General features: G+C 53.8%; 15 protein-coding genes and 1 pseudogene. 5 read left to right on the top strand and 11 right to left on the bottom strand.

Features of this window, described 5'->3' with window-relative positions; translation table 11 throughout:
* Positions 1-761 precede the first annotated feature (761 nt).
* Entirely contained in the window at positions 762-2,054 is a 1,293-nt protein-coding gene (locus tag GHO25_RS09260; protein WP_047292077.1) for a carbohydrate porin, read from the top strand.
* A 591-nt stretch (positions 2,055-2,645) separates the two neighbouring features.
* A complete protein-coding gene (locus GHO25_RS09255; protein ID WP_169869560.1) occupies positions 2,646-3,449 on the top strand; it encodes an AbiJ-NTD4 domain-containing protein in 804 nt (267 codons plus the stop codon).
* 196 nt (positions 3,450-3,645) lie between these two features.
* Here GHO25_RS09255 and GHO25_RS09250 read toward each other — a convergent pair.
* The 5 genes and pseudogenes from GHO25_RS09250 to GHO25_RS26875 all read right to left on the bottom strand — a co-directional run.
* Positions 3,646-4,499, bottom strand: a protein-coding gene (locus GHO25_RS09250) for an IS5 family transposase (protein WP_153390636.1) whose coding sequence is annotated in 2 segments (ribosomal slippage) — positions 3,646-4,143 and positions 4,146-4,499 — 852 coding nt in all. Because the reading frame shifts where the segments join, the coding sequence is not laid out codon by codon here.
* Between the two features lie 80 nt (positions 4,500-4,579).
* Positions 4,580-4,849 carry a hypothetical protein gene (locus GHO25_RS09245; protein WP_153390635.1) on the bottom strand — a complete coding sequence of 90 codons (270 nt, stop codon included), beginning with the start codon at positions 4,847-4,849 and terminating at the stop codon, positions 4,580-4,582.
* 250 nt (positions 4,850-5,099) lie between these two features.
* Positions 5,100-6,791 carry a bifunctional diguanylate cyclase/phosphodiesterase gene (locus GHO25_RS09240; RefSeq protein WP_153390634.1) on the bottom strand — a complete coding sequence of 564 codons (1,692 nt, stop codon included), beginning with the start codon at positions 6,789-6,791 and terminating at the stop codon, positions 5,100-5,102.
* A gap of 36 nt (positions 6,792-6,827) precedes the next feature.
* The gene (locus GHO25_RS09235) at positions 6,828-7,937 is read right to left on the bottom strand and encodes a methyl-accepting chemotaxis protein (RefSeq protein WP_372240931.1); all 1,110 of its coding nucleotides are present in this window, start codon (positions 7,935-7,937) and stop codon (positions 6,828-6,830) included.
* Between the two features lie 177 nt (positions 7,938-8,114).
* Positions 8,115-8,282 (bottom strand): annotated as a pseudogene (locus GHO25_RS26875) (PAS domain-containing protein); the annotation flags it as partial.
* Positions 8,283-8,628: 346 nt separating this feature from the next.
* Between GHO25_RS26875 and GHO25_RS09230 the strand changes: the two are divergent.
* A protein-coding gene (locus GHO25_RS09230; protein ID WP_153390632.1) for an IS5 family transposase occupies positions 8,629-9,481 on the top strand; the annotation gives its coding sequence in 2 pieces (ribosomal slippage) (positions 8,629-8,982 and positions 8,984-9,481; 852 coding nt in all).
* Positions 9,482-9,676: 195 nt separating this feature from the next.
* On the opposite strand, the gene GHO25_RS26870 is transcribed toward GHO25_RS09230, so the two are convergent.
* Positions 9,677-9,844 carry an antitoxin Xre/MbcA/ParS toxin-binding domain-containing protein gene (locus GHO25_RS26870; protein WP_372240930.1) on the bottom strand — a complete coding sequence of 56 codons (168 nt, stop codon included), beginning with the start codon at positions 9,842-9,844 and terminating at the stop codon, positions 9,677-9,679.
* Between the two features lie 440 nt (positions 9,845-10,284).
* Positions 10,285-10,620, bottom strand: a complete 336-nt coding sequence (locus tag GHO25_RS09220; protein WP_082158071.1) for a helix-turn-helix domain-containing protein — start codon at positions 10,618-10,620, stop codon at positions 10,285-10,287.
* On the opposite strand from GHO25_RS09220, the gene GHO25_RS09215 reads away from it, so the two are divergent.
* Complete coding sequence (locus GHO25_RS09215; RefSeq protein WP_256677190.1) at positions 10,606-11,112, top strand: hypothetical protein; 507 nt, start codon at positions 10,606-10,608, stop codon at positions 11,110-11,112. The genes GHO25_RS09220 and GHO25_RS09215 overlap by 15 nt on opposite strands.
* A gap of 197 nt (positions 11,113-11,309) precedes the next feature.
* Here GHO25_RS09215 and GHO25_RS09210 read toward each other — a convergent pair whose 3' ends face one another.
* From GHO25_RS09210 to GHO25_RS09195, 4 genes are read right to left on the bottom strand one after another with little or no spacing between them, the layout of a single operon-like run.
* The gene (locus tag GHO25_RS09210) at positions 11,310-11,708 is read right to left on the bottom strand and encodes a hypothetical protein (protein ID WP_016779401.1); all 399 of its coding nucleotides are present in this window, start codon (positions 11,706-11,708) and stop codon (positions 11,310-11,312) included.
* Between the two features lie 2 nt (positions 11,709-11,710).
* Entirely contained in the window at positions 11,711-13,939 is a 2,229-nt protein-coding gene (locus GHO25_RS09205; RefSeq protein ID WP_178110039.1) for a hypothetical protein, read from the bottom strand.
* On the bottom strand, positions 13,936-15,522 hold the full coding sequence (locus GHO25_RS09200) for a tyrosine-type recombinase/integrase (RefSeq protein WP_178110038.1): 1,587 nt from the start codon (positions 15,520-15,522) through the stop codon (positions 13,936-13,938). The genes GHO25_RS09205 and GHO25_RS09200 overlap by 4 nt, the downstream gene beginning before the upstream one ends.
* A complete protein-coding gene (locus GHO25_RS09195; RefSeq protein ID WP_153390630.1) occupies positions 15,519-16,784 on the bottom strand; it encodes a site-specific integrase in 1,266 nt (421 codons plus the stop codon). The genes GHO25_RS09200 and GHO25_RS09195 overlap by 4 nt, the downstream gene beginning before the upstream one ends.
* A 147-nt stretch (positions 16,785-16,931) precedes the next feature.
* Between GHO25_RS09195 and ettA the strand changes: the two genes are divergently transcribed.
* Positions 16,932-18,626 (top strand): energy-dependent translational throttle protein EttA, encoded by a 1,695-nt coding sequence (ettA, locus tag GHO25_RS09190; RefSeq protein ID WP_153351025.1) that lies wholly within the window; start codon positions 16,932-16,934, stop codon positions 18,624-18,626.
* Positions 18,627-18,644: the final 18 nt, after the last annotated feature.

Genomic DNA, 18,644 nt, shown 5'->3' with positions numbered 1-18,644 from the left:
ACCCGAACAGGACTGGGCATGGCAGGTGTTGGAATCAGAACTACCGCCCTGCCGACAGCAAGCGAGCACCGGCAATCAGTGTAGCAGGTTGCTGCAGTCGCAATGAATATGCCGAAGGCTCTACGAAACGCGGGAAGGTGTTTGTCCGGGCACTGCTGGCTCGACGTTCCGAGAGTGAGCTGAAGACTCTGAGCTAGTTTATACAGGTGCTTCTTGGGATAAATCCAAAGGTTTGAGAAACATTGTTGGTGAAACAGTAATAATCCATGGTAAGGAGGGGGGTTGAAGTCCCAAATGTTTTCTCTTCTTTTTGACGTGCGAGTGACCTCAAAAGCAATAAGCGCTGAACACTAACGATCGCCGTTTCTGCAAGCGAAAGGCCGGATATCGCCACCGCGATTATTACTGTCTCCCCAATAATGTTTCTTAGTTCCCTGGATTTATCTGAAAAAAATATCGACATAAACTTAGCCTTACGGCTCACACGGGATGACATTCACCAGCCCTGCCACTTTCAGGGCCTGTTAGTCATGTGAAGCGAACATCCGAACGGTTTCGAGCACCCGCACCCCCGTCATATACCCGCTCATGGACACCCTCTTGCACAGCCAAGGAGGGATCAACTCGGCCCGGGTTCAGGTTATGACACCGCAGTTCTCAAGACGGTATCAGGCCAGAAAAGCTAAAGCGGGCCAGTTTCCTGCCGTGCCAGCGTGTCGTTGAGCGATACACCAAAATTTTTTGCAACGGAGCACACCCCAATGTTTTTTTCTTTCCGCGCGCTGCTGACCACCAGCCTGTGCAGCGGTTTGTCGCTGTGTATCTTGAGCCCGACTTCAGCACTGGCTGACACTTCCGACCTGATGAGTCGTTCTACACTAACCGGCGATTGGGGGGGGGAGCGCCAAAAACTGGTGGACAAGGGCATCACACTGACCGGTGACTACAGCTCTGAAACGATTTCCAACTTGCATGGCGGGATCAAGCGAGGTACGCGCTATGCGCAACAAATACGCGTGGGCGCCAAGTTTGATCTGAGTAAACTGCTGGACACCCCGGACGCTGGATTTGTGCAAATTCTGGTTAACGACCGTCGCGGCCACAGCGCCACGGAAGACTTGCTCGGCAACCGCCTTTCTGCGCAAGAAAACTACGGTGGCGAATACACGCGACTGACCGAGTTCAGTTACCAGCGCAATCTGTTTTCTCCGGACGTGTCTGCCAAAATCGGTTACATGGTGATGGGCACCGATTTTGGTGGCATGCCGATCCTGACCAACTTTGTGAGCGCCGGCTTTTGTGCACACCCATTGACCATGTCCAGCGGCAGCGGGTGGGGCAACTACCCGACGGCCCACTGGGGTGGAGAGTTGCGTTACGACGTCAACGACTCACTGACGCTGCAAACCGCGGTATTCCAGGTCAACCCAGAGCACAACAGCCTTCCCTCTGAAGCGTTTTCCATGCCCAGCCACGACTCCACCGGGGCCATTCTGCCTCTGGAAGCCATCTTCAATAATAACGCCTTTCTCAATGGCCAATACAAAGTCGGCTGGTACTACGACAGCTCTAACTCGCAAAAAATTGGCAGCACAGAAAAAAGCAGCAATCGCACCGGGGCTTACGTGTTGATGGACCAGGCAATCTGGAGGGATGAACAAGACCCTGAAAGGGTGCTACGCCTCTTCGGCCAGGCAGCCACCAGCAACGCAGCCACCTCACCAATGCGTCGCTGGTACTCGGTCGGCCTGGTTAAGCAAAAGCCTTTTGCCAGCCGCCCGCATGACAGCATTGCTTTGGGTTATGGCCGGGCCGTGCTCAACTCCCGTACGCGTGATGTACAAGAAGCGGCGGCGACCAGCTTCGGCGAATACGAGATGATTGCCAACCTCGACAATGGCGAGCAGATGATTGAGCTTAACTATGGCGCGCAGGTCACCCCTTGGCTGCTGCTGCGTCCTGACCTGCAGTACTACATTGAGCCTGGAGCGTTCTCCGGCAAAAAAAGAGGCAACGCTTTGGCCGTGGGCTTACAGATCAAAGCGACGTTTTAAACAAATGGAGTTTGAATCGCCCCGGCTTTCCTAGATAACTTTGAGCGGCTGCTTTTGGCCGGTTTCTGCCCCCTCACAAAGGGCCGCTATGGGTCGATTCTGTTGAAAAAATCGGATTTTCAGCTCGCCGGAGCTCAGGCAGGACCACCACCGGAGAACCTAATAACCACATTGAGTGGTTTCTCGGCCCTTCGTTGACCTTTGCTGCTCTGTTAATGGGTTAGTTTGAGGTTTTTGCTTCGTGCAGGCGCACCTATCCCGTAGAAGGTGGCCCTTGAGATGCAAGTTTGGCCAGACGTCGCAGGTTCTGTACCGCATCCTCTCAATATTGATGGTGTTGTAAATGATTGACTGCGCCAGTTGCTCCTCGGCCTTACTGAATCTGATGCCCTCGCCGAGAATCCCTCGGGCCAGACCTGAGGCCGCTCCTCAAAGGTCGTGGCTTGAATCGATTGCTGCGGGTGAGTGCGTAGTCTTCAGGCCAAGTCAAGCGTCGATCCCCGTTATCTATCCCAAGCCCGGAATGTCAGGCATTATCGCGCCAGATCGCTTTGGCGATTTGCCAGTGGACTAGGTTAGGCGGGGGGTAAGGTGAAGGACTCATTTTCAAGGCGTCACGGTTTCTCGCAGGTCGATGAAGCCGAAATCACTGTCCGGGAAGACGCACCGCAAGCGCTGCAGGAGTATCTGATTCAATTGAGCTACGAATGTGGTCTCAAGCCATCAGACCTGCGCCAAATAATCTGCCAGACATTGAAGGTCTTGCCCGACAAACAGAACTGGAGTGAGAGGCCCAATATCCACGAGGAAAACGTTCGGCGGCTTGAGCAGTGCAAGTGGTTCAAGGTGTATGACGTCATTGAGCGGCTCGATGATTACCTCGGCAACCGTAACTATGACTCTGGCGTGTACGAGCACTTCACTACTGAGCTGAACGAGTTCTTTATAGAGCACGGCATAGGGTGGAAGCTGCTGGAAGGTCGCATCGAAATCCGTGGTTCTGAATCCTTTGAGCAGGTTTTGACCTCGGCGAAAGAAACTGAGCATCAACATGGGCACGTCACGGCCAGCAAGGAATTGCACCAGGCGATTGCTGATCTCTCACGCCGACCGTCTCCAGACCCGACGGGGGCAATACAGCATGCCATGGCTTCGCTGGAGTGTGTCGCTCGGCAGGTCACTGGTGACCAACAAGCGACCCTCGGGAAGATCATGAATGATTCCCGAACTCTGATTCCAGCGCCATTGGATCAGGCTGTCATCAAAACCTGGGCGTATGCCTCGGAGTTCGGGCGGCACATCCAAGAGGGGCGTGAGCCGTCTTTCGAAGACGCAGAGCTCGTAGTTGGCCTGTGCGCCTCGGTCAGCAGCTATTTGATCAAGAAATCGAAGTGACTTAAGAGGGCTCACAAGATGATCTGGGAGAGCTGGTACTGGAAACAACCGCTGCTAGAGATGGCAGATCGTCTTGAGCACCTCAAAACGGCCAGTGCCCTGTCTGATGAAGAACTTGCCCAGGTGGAACGCAAGTGATGGAGGGAGGCGCGGAGGCGTTCGAGCGACGCTATCAACGCTTGGGGGAGAGGTCTGATTAGGCTTTGTACGAAAAGTATTGCCGCATGCAACGTAGGCTGCAGGCCAAGGTGACCATGGCTGCAAAGCTCTTGGCCAGCTTGTCATAGCGAGTGCCGATCCTGCGATTTTCTTTCAGCCAGCCAAACATCCGCTCAATGATGTTCCGTTGCCGGTATTTGGGCCGGTCAAACAGTCGGGGCAAGCCAGGTCGAGGCTTGCGCGGCATAGCGCGCAATGGGATTACCGGCTGCATTCGGTAACGGTCGCAGTACTGGCGCAGGTGCTCGGCATCGTATCCCTTGTCAGCCAGCAACCACCGGCTACGTTTACGCGGTCGTCCTGGCTTGCCAGCAATTTTTACAGCATCCAGCAGCGGCTGAGCGTGGGAGACATCACTGGCTTGTCCTGGTGAAAGCCTGAAATGCAATGGCACGCCATTGGCATCGCACACCATGTGAATCTTGGTGGTCAGACCGCCTCGACTGCGCCCGAAGGCATGGTCTAACGGTTCTTCAGGCCCCCCTTTTTCCCGGCGCCTGAAGAGGCTCGGGTTGCTCGTACTGCGGTGGAGTCGATCATCCAGGTGTCCAAGTCGATCAGTCCTTCCCGGTTCAGCCGAATATGCAGACGCTCCAGTACTCGCTCGAATGTGCCGTCGTCGCGCCAGTCACGAAAACGCTGATACACCGTTGACCAAGGCCCAAAGCGTTCAGGCAGGTCGCGCCAGGGAGCGCCCGAGCACAGGATCCACAGAATTCCGTGGAGAACCTGACGATCATCGTTGCGAGGACGGCCCATTTTCTGTTCTGGAGAAACCAAATCCTTGATCAGCTCCCATGACGCATCAGAAAGTTCGTAACGCCTTGCCATACGGGCCTCCAACCGGTCATGGCGGCAATTTTAGCCACAACGACTTTTCGTACAAAACCTAATTCGCCCAGTCTAGGGGGCTATAGATCGCCAGTCATCAGTAGCTCTCTCAGTATGCTGAGATTTTTCCTGATTTCAGCTTCTACCTTTCCAGAATAATCAAGTGCCTCAAGCGTATTCTTTGTTTGGTTCATTGCCTCTGCTATTATATCAACGGCAGTTTTTCTTGATGCTGCCATATTTTCTAGAGTCTGTTCCCCTGCATCTAGCATTGTTACGATATCTTGTTTGCTTAACTTATCATAATTCACGTTACGGAGTTGCTCTAGTATTAACTCTTGATCCGACATATATGATCCTCTTTATTATTATCGATTTGTTGTTTATGATAATATTAATTATTTCGTTGTTCCAGAAAAAAACAGCTGGGATAGTGTATCATAAAAAATATATTTCGAGCGAATGGGGAAAGTCGGTCGAGCCATGCGCATAACCAATCCATGGCATTGGACGCACAGTATATCGTTACCGGTGGATAAATGAATTAACCGCTCAATCCACTAGGTTGCGACGACGCAATCAGTTCGTGGACGGTGCGGTTTATCTATTACCCCCTCTAGATAAATGAGCAGGGACAAACTTCGCCACCCAAGATGGCACTTTTTCTACCGGCATGGGTTTCGCAATACCATAGCCTTGCGCTACATCACAACCTAGGTTCATCAGCAACACTCCGTGCTCAACCGTTTCCACCCCTTCAGCAATAACCTCGCGGTTAAACGATTTCGCTAGGCCGATGATCGCCTTAGTCAGCCCCAAGCTGTCTTTATCGATGAGTATGTCGCGTATAAAAGATTTGTCTATCTTGATTGACTGCGTGGGCAGTTGTTTAAGGTAGCTCAGCGATGAATACCCAGTTCCAAAATCGTCCAACGAAAATGTCACACCCAGATCCTGGCAAGCAATGAGGCACTGAGTGACATGTGATAAGTGTTCTATCACCACTGATTCGGTAATCTCAATATCCAACATCTGCGGCAAAACATTAGGGTGGCTGTCCAGCAAAAACTTTAGGGACTTTACAAAGTTTTCTTTTTTCAAATGTAATGCTGCAATGTTTACACTCACAGACCACGAATGACCCAAGTCCGCCCATTGTTCTATTTGACTGAGCGCCTGATCTATGACCCACTCGCCGATCTCCACGATCAGATCGCTCTGCTCAATCAACGGTATAAAATACTGCGGTAATATAAGTCCATCTCGCGGATGCTGCCAACGCAATAGTGCTTCAAAACCAATCACTGCCCCACTGCTCAAACTTATTTTTGGTTGATAATGCAAGCATAACTCACCATCATGTAACGCTTGGCGAACCCGTATTACGGTATCAAAAGCTGATTTATCCATCTTATCTTTTGATACATCAAACAAATGGAAACAGTTACGGCCACTTTGTTTGGCCTTATACATAGCCTGATCAGCATGACGTAGCAGTGTATCGGCACTCTCATTATCGTTTGGATAGAGCGTCACACCGATACTGACGGAAATATTAATGCCTATGCCATCGATGATGTAGACGGCGGAAAGGGCAGCTAAAAGCCTCTGCAGGGCGCTTTCCAACACCTTGGGATCCCGCACACCCAAAATCAGCACGAACTCATCGCCTCCCAAACGGGCTACGGTATCTTCGATACGCATACTATGTTTCAGGCGATCAGCCACCGCCACTAACAGACGATCACCTATCTCGTGGCCATAGCGGTCGTTAATCTGCTTAAACCCATCGAGATCAAGCACGCCCACGGCAACCGTGCTGGGCTGGCTCTTTGCTTTGACAATAGCCTGATCAAGCGCTTTGGACAGCAAAAAACGATTTGGAAGACCCGTCAGCTCGTCGTGCTCAGCCTGCCATTGCAAGGTTTCCAGAAACTTCCGCTTTTCGGTCACATCGAAACGAATGGAAACGTATTTCTGCCCCCGCTGGCTGGCATCATCGTACATGGGTACAATGGTGCTCTCTACCCAATACAGGCTGCCATCCTTTTTACGGTTGCAAATTTCACCTTTCCATACCTGCCCACGTGAAACTTTTTTCCACATATCAATAAAGAACTCAGGGGGATGCTGCCCTGAGTTTAGTATGCGGTGGTTTTGCCCAATCAACTCCTGTGCGCTATAGCCAGAAATATCACAGAACTGTTCATTGACATAGGTGATTATTCCGGATTTATCGGTTTCCGAGAAAATAGCTGCCGCATCCACCGCTGCACGGTATCTTGCACTCATATATAAACCTAATTCACCAAAATAGTCATAAGGTCACTACCTGTTGAACCGTTCAACCAACGAGTTTAAACCACGGGATGTACTTTCAAGTTCGCGGCCACGAATCACGGCGGAGTTAGCATTCTTCGCTGTTCTCTCAACCGTTCCCGCTACGTTATTAATCTGCCGAGCAATATCTTCAGCGACACTAGCCTGCTCTTCTGAAGCGGCTGCCATTTGCTGGCTCATACCACTGATCCGTTCAACAGCATCGCGAATGCCTTGGAGAGCACACTGCGCCTCTATAACTTGCTGTACACCGTGGTCGGCCTCGCGAATACCGAGTTTGGCAATGCTCACAGCCTCATCTGCGCCTTTTTTAAGGGTTTCAATGACGTTTTGAATTTGTTGAGTCGATACGCGGGTTTTAGCGGCCAAGGCCCGGACTTCATCAGCTACTACCGCAAAACCACGACCCTGCTCACCAGCCCTAGCCGCTTCAATTGCAGCGTTGAGAGCGAGTAGGTTGGTTTGATCAGCAATGGCTTGAATCACCCCCGCAGCAGCCATAATTTGCTGGGTTTCATTGGCAAGGTAATCCACAGCAGTGCTGATATTCGTGACGGTACTGGCCAGCAACTGAATGGCCTCACGGGAAGTACCGGCGACTTTATCACCTTGTTCAGCCAGTTCATTTGCTGCTTGCGCTTCCATGGCGGTTTTTTGAACATGCCCTGCCACTTCGTTGATTGAGGCCGCCATCTCCGTCATGGCGGCTGCCGTCATGTCCGTTTCCGCTCGCTGCTCCAGCAAGGCATTTTCAGTTTGGTTCGAGAGTAAGGAGGAATGCGCAGCGGCTTCAGCCACTTGGCTGGCCAGATCGCTTAGCCGAGTCAGTGCGGTTTTAAGGCGTGCATCCTCACTAATCAATATCATTTCCAACTGCGCTGAAGGGCCATACGTATCGCTGTAAGTGATGGCGCTAATCGGATCTGAAAAAGCGTCAGGGGCGCATTTCATGATATGACTCAACTGATGTTCCAGCCGCGTATAGGACCACCATCCTGTAACGAGAAAGAGCACGGCAGTTACCGCTTGTGCTGCCAGGCTTGGCAGCACGCTAGCCGCACCTATTGCCAACGCAGCCGCAGTTGTAGGTAAGACCATCCTCCTCATGAATGCCGCATAATGACGATTTTGGGGAATGGAATTTTTACCTGCACGCAACCGGTCATACAGCTTTTGTGCGCGATCAATTTGCTCCCGAGTCGGCTTGACTCTAACGGACTCGTAGCCTGTTAAGCGGCCATCTTCGAGAATAGGTGTCACATACGCACTGACCCAATAGAAGTCACCATTCTTGCAGCGATTCTTGATGATACCCATCCAGCTTTTGCCAGCCTTCAGATAGCCCCACATCAGCCCGAAAACAGCTGGAGGCATGTCGGGATGACGAACCAAATTGTGCGGACTGCCCAACAACTCTTCACGAGAATAGCCACTTATTCTCATAAACTCGTCATTCACATAGGAAATATTCCCATTCGTATCCGTAGCAGAGATCAATCGCTGCTGGACTGGAAATATTTGTTCAACGGTTGTGACAGGCAGGTTCGAGCGCAAGATGAGTCTCCATGAGCAATAATGGCATTATGCCATAGGGCGTGACTAACGGGTCATGCGAAATAAAGGGAAATCACAGAGCACTGAGATGTTTGTACGCTAAGCCATGGTTCTCAGCTGCAACCATTATCTGACACTGGTGACTTCGGTTGAAGTCCCCCTGCCAGTGCGAATTAGGTTTTGTACGAAAAGTCGTTGTGGCTAAAATTGCCGCCATGACCGGTTGGAGGCCCGTATGGCAAGGCGTTACGAACTTTCTGATGCGTCATGGGAGCTGATCAAGGATTTGGTTTCTCCAGAACAGAAAATGGGCCGTCCTCGCAACGATGATCGTCAGGTTCTCCACGGAATTCTGTGGATCCTGTGCTCGGGCGCTCCCTGGCGCGACCTGCCTGAACGCTTTGGGCCTTGGTCAACGGTGTATCAGCGTTTTCGTGACTGGCGCGACGACGGCACATTCGAGCGAGTACTGGAGCGTCTGCATATTCGGCTGAACCGGGAAGGACTGATCGACTTGGACACCTGGATGATCGACTCCACCGCAGTACGAGCAACCCGAGCCTCTTCAGGCGCCGGGAAAAAGGGGGCCTGAAGAACCGTTAGACCATGCCTTCGGGCGCAGTCGAGGCGGTCTGACTACCAAGATTCACATGGGGTGCGATGCCAATGGCGTGCCATTGCATTTCAGGCTTTCACCAGGACAAGCCAGTGATGTCTCCCACGCTCAGCCGCTGCTGGATGCTGTAAAAATTGCTGGCAAGCCAGGACGACCGCGCAAACGTAGCCGGTGGTTGCTGGCTGACAAGGGATACGATGCCGAGCACCTGCGCCAGTACTGCGACCGTTATCGAATGCAGCCGGTAATCCCATTGCGCGCTATGCCGCGCAAACCTCGACCTGGCTTGCCCCGACTGTTTGACCGGCCCAAATACCGGCAACGGAACATCATTGAGCGGATGTTTGGCTGGCTGAAAGAAAATCGCAGGATCGGCACTCGCTATGACAAGCTGGCCAAGAGCTTTGCAGCCATGGTCACCTTGGCCTGCAGCCTACGTTGCATGCGGCAATACTTTTCGTACAAAGCCTAGGGCTGACCATCGGGCGAGCGTTGCTCTGGTGAATGCGATAAGGACTCGGCAATGACGAAGGGATGGGGAATCCCATAGGACTTTGAAATAAATGTTAGGGCTATGCGTTTGCCGGCTGCCACAGTCGGTCATCATAGACAAGCCGAGTTCAGGATTCGACAACACCTCCACAGGGCAACGCCAATCATAAGGATGTTAGACGTAAACGCCATGTTCAATCTGATTCAATAACCTATCCACATCTTCATAACCTAAACGCGTCGACAACATATCGCATGGGACTTGCCATCCTAGCCCGTAGGCCGGATCACGCAACCAGCGTTCGGCATGCTTGCGCGTTCCAAATACCCGCGTTGCTATCATCAGAACCTGCTCGGACCGCCCCGCGAAGCACCTGTGAACCATGCTCCAGCACGCAATTGGGGCGCTAGGGCTTAACGCAACTATCTGCAAATCATTCATAGATTACATCTCGAAGATGTCACCGTTTAACCGCACAGCCTGCCAATCGGTTCTATTTCCCTACCTTTCTGCACGGCGATTTCGAGTAACCTCCCTCGTTTTTCAGACCTCTTCTGTAGCAGCTCTCGGGCTTCCGCTTCCATTTGAGCGGCATCATGCCATTTACGGGTTTTGATTTTGCGCCGGCCTTTCATTCCATCTCCTCAATGTCAGTAATCATTACTATCAGCAGCCGCCGAATTACGCACCGCGCACCATAGTCACACCGCACAGGATAGCTCAGCCCTTGCTGCGGCCCATGCGAGTGATGGTAGGGCCGGAAGCGCCCACACCAAGACAGCTTATCGGGGTGAAGGCCCAATAATTTCCGTTCGAATTCGATCCATCATTGAGTCCAGCGTGACGGTTTCGTCCATAAAAAGGTAACACTGCGTCAAAATCGTCAAAGGATGTACACCCATGGCAGCGGCCAGCGCTTGAACCATTTCAAGCGTAGGGCCCTTTCCGCCGCCTTCCAATTGGCTCAGGTAAGTCTGGCTGCTATGCCCCGCGAAGTCTTCCTGGCTGAGATGACGAGACTTCCTCATCTGTCTCAACGCCTTACCAAATGCCTGTTTCAGCTCCATTTTTTTCATTCCCATAAAAGGAATGATGAAGCCGTCTTGAACGTCAGACATCCATTAACTATTGTTAATATTTTTGGGGTTTTTTCAATGTTCAAAACGTATAGACATGCAGAGCTCAGCCCTGCAGCCGTTTTCGGTGGTGGCGTCGCCAGCTACTGGCAGTTCGTTGAGCTGGAGGTACACCATCCCTGGTTCTACATCGAATTGGTGAGGGATTATGGCGACGACATCGTGGGCAGCATGTTGATGGTCCCAACGGTGCCGATACTTCAACAGATGCTTTCGGAGTTGGATGAACGCTCATGGTTCGGCCAAGCACACCTGATGTCTCCTGGCCATCTACGAGGAGGTGACAACTGGAAAATGGAGCCACTGATTGAGGTAGGTGTTGCTCAAGACAATAAAGGTGAGGTCGAAGGGTATCTGTTCAAGGTTGCGGGAGGAGTCAGTTACAGCACCCACCACTCACGCGATCACAGCAACCTAAAAGTGACTGAGATAATTTTCTCCGCAGATCGCGATTTGCGAGCTTATGGAGGGTAACAGTCCTTAGCAGCCGGCCACGAATCAGGAATCTCTTGGGAGGGGGCTGATTGCTATAAAGTTTCTTGGGCAGGAGACATCGTGACGGTAACTGTTGGTCGACACTACGAGGTCGTTGACCAAACGACAGATGTGAAGATGGTCAACTCCAAGTCAGCTGGAATGCGAACGGCTGGTCAGTACGCGCTATTGCGCAATCATGTCTTCTTTTGAAGCTGTGAAACCGGCCGCTCCAACATTGATTGCGTTAGCCCATGCATATCGGCATTGGCTTGCCAGATCAAAAAACGGCTATGCATATCTCGAACAGCAGCTAACAGCTTCTGATTGTTTGCTGTCAGTTTCTCAATGTGCTCGTTGGCTGCCTGAATATCGCTAATCCAGCCCGGTTTCAGCTTCTGAGCCTTCAATGCCGCCTTGCAATTCTTCATCGCTAAATCCACGGCAGGTAGATTCATCAGGGACTGGCGAGCACGACTGATACCCAGTTTTTCTTTGCAGGCCTCAACGAGCAAAGGCCAGGTCAGCTTCGGCTCTGACCATTCCTCAATCAGCTTAATGATGCGTTTCTCATCCTTTGGCGTTAAATGCCCCATCGTTAACCCTCGATCTCATCAAGCAAAGCTAAGACGTCATCCAACGATGACAACGCCTCTTGCGCCTGGTTCTCTTCAATGACTTTGACCTCGATCAGCCCCGACATTGCGGCGGCATTTTTGGTCAGCGTCCAACCGTTATCGGCGTTCCACACAATGTCACCGTTTTCGAGTTCGGAGTTTTCCAGCATTTGGATTAGCGCCTCGCACTTAAAGAGCTTCTCACCCAGTTTTTTGGCCGACTCCGATGCCCCAAACACACCCCGAGACCGTGCATCCAGGGCTTTATCGAGGCGGCGTTTGAGGTCGTCGCTTTCTTCCTTGAGGTTGGCCAACTTCACCTCATCCCCCTTGACGCAGCCAAGCCGCCCGCAGTCCAGACAAGCGCCCATTTTCGGGCAGGGCTCGGACGCGAAGTTGTGCACACAAACGCCGAGATGGGTTTGATGGATAATGCGGTCCTGCTCACCCTCGCGCAGTTCCATCACCTCAATCAGGCTCAGCGGCTGATTGGTTTTGACCTTCTCCAGACGCTGAGTCGCTGTGCTCTGCTTGGTTTTGGGGTGGTACGCCGCAACCCCTTGAGTGCGTTCCTCGATGGTCTCGTGGTTGTAGACCGATCCCATCGTCGTGCGCCCGGAGAAGGCGTCAATCAGCAGCTGCGACAGACCGGCCTGGTGCATCCGCGTGTTCAATTCGTGCCGAAACGCGTGCGTGTTGACCTTGACACCGGGGTATCCATGGCGCTCGAACAGACTTTTCCTTACCGGGTTGTTCGAACCGCCTAATTCCACAGCCATTCGGATAGTGCTCACCGCGATCTCTACACCAAACCCGTGTGTCACAGCAATGTGGCCTGAGTCTTCAGCCAGCGCTCCCGTGCGCACGGTGAACAAGGCATCACGATACTTCACCCGTGCTTTACCCTGCGTGTACGGAGTGGTGTATGGAAAATCCTTCGGGAGATACTTCTCCCGCAACAGCACATTGAGCTTGCGCAGCGTGATCACACACCGGTCGTCAAACTCAACACCCTGGAGCTTGCCCTTGGCGCGGATCTGCTTCCCTGTGCTGGTATCCCATCCTTCACGGATTTCGGCCAACAGGTCTCGGGCGGCGGGGCTGAGCGCCTTTTTCTGCTCCAGGGGTTTGAGGAAGTTGGCATTGAATTGGGATCGCCAAGCGTTCTCACGACTGGAGAGTTTCAGCGCGGCACAGGCTTCGGCACAGGTGAGCGGTTCATCAGGTCCCTTGGGGGGCAGCCCTTCATGGGGCGGGAACTCATCGGGATGGTCTTCCAGCCAGGCGGCGTAAGCCCGCGCCTCATCGGTGATCGGTTGCAGTAAGGTGATGACCCTCTCGATGACCGGCTCCATCTCGGGCTTAACGACGGGCTTCAGCGTGACCTGGTTTATCTTTTCCGCATACCAGCGCAGGAACAGGCGCCCCTTACCCTGGGTGTCCTCTTTGAACACTAGGCAATCCAATTCAACATCCGCCAATTCACCCACACGACTCGGGGCGCTCAGCAACAGCGCACAGGCGGATGTCACAACGATATCGAGCGGGCGTGTCAATTCGTTATTGAACATCTCCCCGAGCGCTTTGATCGCTTCGGGCCTGGGCAGCTTCTGTTCCCGATCCGCTTTTTGTTGCTTGAGTGTGCCACGGGGCTTCAGCGTCAGCGGAGAGGTCCACCGAAAATCGGTCTTGAGCAGTTTTTTGGCCCGCATCAGGGTGATGAGGGCCGCAAGTGCCAGCCCGGAACGGTATGCGGTGTCGCCTTTTGCCCAGTGACGGTTCAGGTGCTCGCACGCTTTATCACAGACAGCGGCGGACACCTGCGTCACATCCCGCGTGCCGGTCAACTCGAACAGGGCGGCTTCCAGCACCTTCAGGGCATCCAGCCACTCTCCAACAGCCTTTTTCTGCAAATACACCCGCCGGTACACCATGATGGCCTTGGCAAACTCCGTGAAGGGTGCCTGTATCGCCTTCGGGGCAACTCTGGTCGATCCCAGTGCCGTGAAGCTACAGCTTTTGAGGCCATGCTCGTGCCAACTGCCGTCTTCCCAGCAAATACTCTCGTGCACGCGATTGGGAATGCCTTTGGGCAGGGTCTGTTTTGCCCATTGGATAAACGCCGCGAGCTGAGCCTCCGCAGCCAGTTGGCTCCTGGGCTTAAAATCGACAATATTGTTCGTCGGCTCAGAATCAAACGCTTCGGTCACTCGCCTTTCCTCCCTGATTGGCGCATGGCCTCACAATCCAGAATCACCTTGCGGCACGCCAGAATGGCCCGATCCCAGAGCACGCCGGTCGTTTTATCCGTGGCAAGGGTTTGCGCCCGACGACGCTCCAACCGCTCCAGAACCGCGCCGTGATCGGCGTCCAGCAGGGGTTGGAATTTTCCGCAGGGATAACAAGTGAAGGGGGCATCGAGATGGCAGGTGGCAATGGCACCGCACACTGCCACATCCTCGATTTGTCGATCCGCTCGATCCCCGTTCTTTGCTGAGGTGCGATCCGTGACGATGATCCCGGTGAACGCATTCACAACCAAGGCCAGATGGTCGCTCATCTTCGCGTCGATCAACGCCAGCAGTTCAGCCGACACCTGGCGGTACTTTCGCACTGTCTGAGTATTTTTGTGCATCAATGCGCGGGCCATCGACCACTCGTCCAGCCCCGCATTGGACAGGTCCGTGCCGAGGGTGTGCCTGAACCGGTGTCCCCGTGTCACTTTCAGCGGCTGATGGGTGCGAGGCGAAATCGGAAAGCCCTCCATCCGCTCGATTCGCTCATGCCATCTCCGAACCGTGGCTGATCCAACATGAAAGATCGGCTGCGGTGCCTCTTCGAGGGCTTTTTGCAGGGGGCTATCCAGCAAAACAGGGGGGGCAAGCCGCTCCGAAAATTCTGCCTCATCATCCAGCTTCCGACGAAAGAGCGGCACATTCTCAATGGCTGCATTCCAGTCGGCACCGTCTGGATAGGTTTGCCAGAGTTGCGCCAGAACCATGTCCTTGTAAGCCTGCACGGTGTTGTAGAGGTCCTCATCCAGACTGAAGGTTTCGGACTTTGTTCGCCAACCCGCCTCGTCGTCTTTTTGCTTTGCCCAATGAAACCTGACCTTGCAGCCCTGGTCGGTTTTCGTGAAATCACCAAAAACCATCATGCGTACCTGAGCGCCACGCTGCCCGTAAATCATCAACAGGCGCAGATACAGGTACTGCTCGGGATCTAGCTGACCGTGACAGAACTGCTCATGTATCCATTGGTGCAGCGCGTCCTGCTCCACCTGCGTGAACGGGCCTTCTTCGGGGGCCAGGCTGAGGACCACATCCTTGCTGGAACCCTTTTTCCTGGGCAGTGCCTGGTAGGCCTCGATCAGGGGTCGCGGCGGACGTTGTTCGAGGGATTCGCAGTCGTGCCAAAAGGCCATGAAAGCGCCGAGAGTACTGGATTCGTTCCCGTTAAAGCGCTCCCGCAGAGCGATCAGGTGATTCTCGTTGAGCGGGTCAAGCCCGGCCTGAGCAGCCCGCGACAACACACTGGCGAGCTGAGCAACCGAGTCCGCTGCCTGATCGGCCATTCGATACGCCAGGGCGGCGTGCAACCAGGGCTGCCAATCCGGCGAGACGCAGGCAAGGGCCGCTTCCCAGTTCACTGAGAGTCTGGCCGATTTATCCGGTTTCCACATCGGTTCTGCGGGTGTGAACACCTCCCCACATTTCGGCAAGCGAGGCGCGCCCAGCCATACATCGAGGCTGTCCTTCGTGGGTGCCTGAAGTGCTTCGACGGCGATGTTCACGCTGAACCTCCTGGTGTCGTGCCGGCTTTCTGACGATTGGCCTTAAACCGCTCGGCCCGTTTCTGTATCGCTTTGTCTGCCTCCTCCTTCCAGAACTTCGCGCCGTAGAGGCCGGGCATGTTCGATTCGGGACTCCAGCCGAACATCCATGTGAGGGTCTTTTGAACTTGCGTGGTGCGATCCTCCGGCGTGAACGCTGCCAGCTCCTCACGCATGCTTTCCAGCATCGTGTAGACCGCGTCATGCCTGAGAATATGCGGGTGCACATGAGCCAGTTCCGGCGCTATTTCTCGAACCCTGGACAGAACGCCATCGATTGCCTTGATGGTCAGAGGCCCGCCCTCATTTCGCTTGTGCGCCACCAGCAAAAACGGATGCTTCCTCGCTTGCGATGTGCCGCTACGGGGCCTTCTTTGGCGATATTTCGATTCGTACTCAGTGATCGCGCCATAGAGTTCATCGGTCATCACCAACATGCGCTCGTGGGTTTTGAATTGCGGAGCCATCGTTCGCGGATCGAGGCTCTCATCCTCCAGGTTGACCACCGCCAGTTGACGACTGTGCCAGTGAATATCGCTGGTCTTGATCAGCAGCATCTCTGAGCGTCGCAGCCCCATGTCGAGTCCCAACAGCAAAATGATGTAGTTACGCAGCCTGATTGCGCCATCTGAAAAGGGGTTCTCGGCGCTATTCGGATGCATGATTTCCAGCAATCGAGTTCGCTCCTGACTCGTGAGCCCCTTTATCTCGTGCATTCGCGTTTTTTTCCATGCCGGTCTGGCCGCTGTGATCTTGCGGTTGATGCGCTTCTTCAGATCGTCCACCGCCTCATATCGTGTTGAGTGATCACCCAACTTGTCATAGAGGAAGCCCAGATAGTCGCGTACCGCTTCGATTCGCTGCTGCGCATGGGCTTTGCCAACGGATCTGTATGCAGTCGGATGTAAACGTATCCCCGCATACTTCATGGCCAAGGTTTCCTTGCGAAACCCCGCGTCCGACACAAATCTAGAAAGCTCACTGTCTGTCAGGTATTGGCTGTGAGGGCGCTGTTCGAGGCGAGAAATCAGATCAATGGAGGAAAAGGACAGAAACTGCTCAAGCACAATCAGATGCTCAAGGTACTTCTTTGTTGTTTCCAGTGCTCTGCCGGAGTGCTCCATGGTGATGTAAAGATTGGGGTAGTAAACCGGGATGCAGTCTTGCACCAGCAGCTTTCTACGAGCACCATTCACAATCTGCTCTATGAGCTGGAAATCCATGTTGCTCCCTCATAAAACATAACTTTTCTAATTATAGTCAGGAATAGGGTAAGGTCAATGCAAAACCTAACGTTTTGCTTTCCAGAATTTAAGCGTTTTCGCTACCATTAAAGCACTGAAAACACAGGATTAAAGGCGAATCAAACCATGTCAAAAAGTGACAAAGCAGGCAAAACAGGCTCTTACGTTTTCACCATGCATCGGCTGAGTAAGGTTGTTCCGCCGAAGCGGGAAATCCTGAAAAACATCTCCTTGTCGTTCTTCCCTGGCGCCAAAATCGGCGTACTGGGCCTGAACGGTTCGGGTAAATCTACTCTGTTGAAAATCATGGCTGGCGTCGACACCGAGTTCGACGGTGAAGCCCGTCCAATGCCAGAGCTCAATGTCGGCTACCTGCCGCAAGAGCCGCAACTGGACGCCAGCAAAACCGTGCGTGAAGTGGTCGAAGAAGCGGTGAGCGTGATCAAGGATGCGCAAGCGCGCCTGGATCAGGTTTACGCTGAATACGCCGAGCCGGATGCCGACTTCGACAAGCTGGCCGCTGAACAGGCCAAGCTCGAAGCGATCCTGCAAGCCGGTGACGGTCACAACCTTGAGCGCCAGCTCGAAGTGGCGGCCGATGCCCTGCGCCTGCCCGCCTGGGACGCCAAAATTGAACACCTGTCGGGTGGTGAGAAGCGCCGTGTGGCCCTGTGCCGCCTGCTGCTGTCGGCCCCGGACATGCTGCTGCTCGACGAACCAACCAACCACCTGGACGCCGACTCGGTGGCCTGGCTGGAGCACTTCCTGCACGACTTCCCGGGTACCGTGGTTGCGATTACGCACGACCGTTACTTCCTGGACAACGTCGCCGGCTGGATTCTGGAACTCGACCGCGGCGCCGGTATTCCTTACGAGGGCAACTACTCGGGTTGGCTTGAAGCCAAGTCCGACCGTCTGGCCCAGGAATCCAAGCAGCAGTCGGCCCATGAAAAGGCCATGAAAGACGAGCTGGAATGGGTCCGTAAAGGCGCCAAGGCGCGTCAGTCCAAGTCCAAGGCGCGTCTGCAACGCTTCGAAGAACTGCAATCGCAGGAATTCCAGAAGCGCAGCGAAACCAACGAAATCTACATCCCGGCCGGTCCGCGCCTGGGTGACAAGGTGATCGAGTTCAAGAACGTGTCCAAGGGTTACGGCGATCGCGTGTTGATCGACAACCTGTCGTTCGTGATGCCTAAAGGCGCCATTGTCGGCGTGATCGGTGGTAACGGTGCCGGTAAGTCGACCCTGTTCCGCATGCTGATGGGCAAAGAGCAGCCGGATTCGGGCAGCATCGAAGTGGGCGAAACCGTGCAACTGGCCTGTGTTGACCAGAGCCGTGACGACCTGGATGGCAGCAAGTCGGTGTTCCAGGCGATTTCGGATGGTTCCGATGTGATCCGCATCGGCAACTACGAAATCCCGTCGCGTACCTACGTGGGCCGTTTCAACTTTAAAGGTGGCGATCAGCAGAAGTTCGTCAAGGACCTGTCCGGTGGTGAGCGTGGTCGCTTGCACCTGGCCCTGACCTTGAAAGAGGGCGCCAACGTGCTGCTGCTCGACGAACCGTCCAACGACCTTGACGTTGAGACCTTGCGTTCGCTCGAAGAAGCGCTGCTGGACTTCCCGGGCGCTGCCATTGTGATCTCTCACGATCGGTGGTTCCTTGACCGCGTCGCGACTCACATCCTGGCGTACGAAGACGACTCGCAAGCGGTCTTCTTTGAAGGCAACTACACCGAGTACGAAGCAGACCGTAAAAAGCGCCTCGGCGAAGCGGCTGCCCAGCCGCACCGCGTGCGTCACAAAAAACTGGCCCAGTAAGGCCGGTTTGCAAGAAAA

It is taken from the genome of Pseudomonas sp. FSL R10-1350 (genome assembly GCF_009600525.1).
Lineage (GTDB): Bacteria > Pseudomonadota > Gammaproteobacteria > Pseudomonadales > Pseudomonadaceae > Aquipseudomonas > Aquipseudomonas helleri.
Note: the sequence above shows the minus strand (reverse complement) of the source record. Positions and strands in the feature narration are given on the sequence as shown.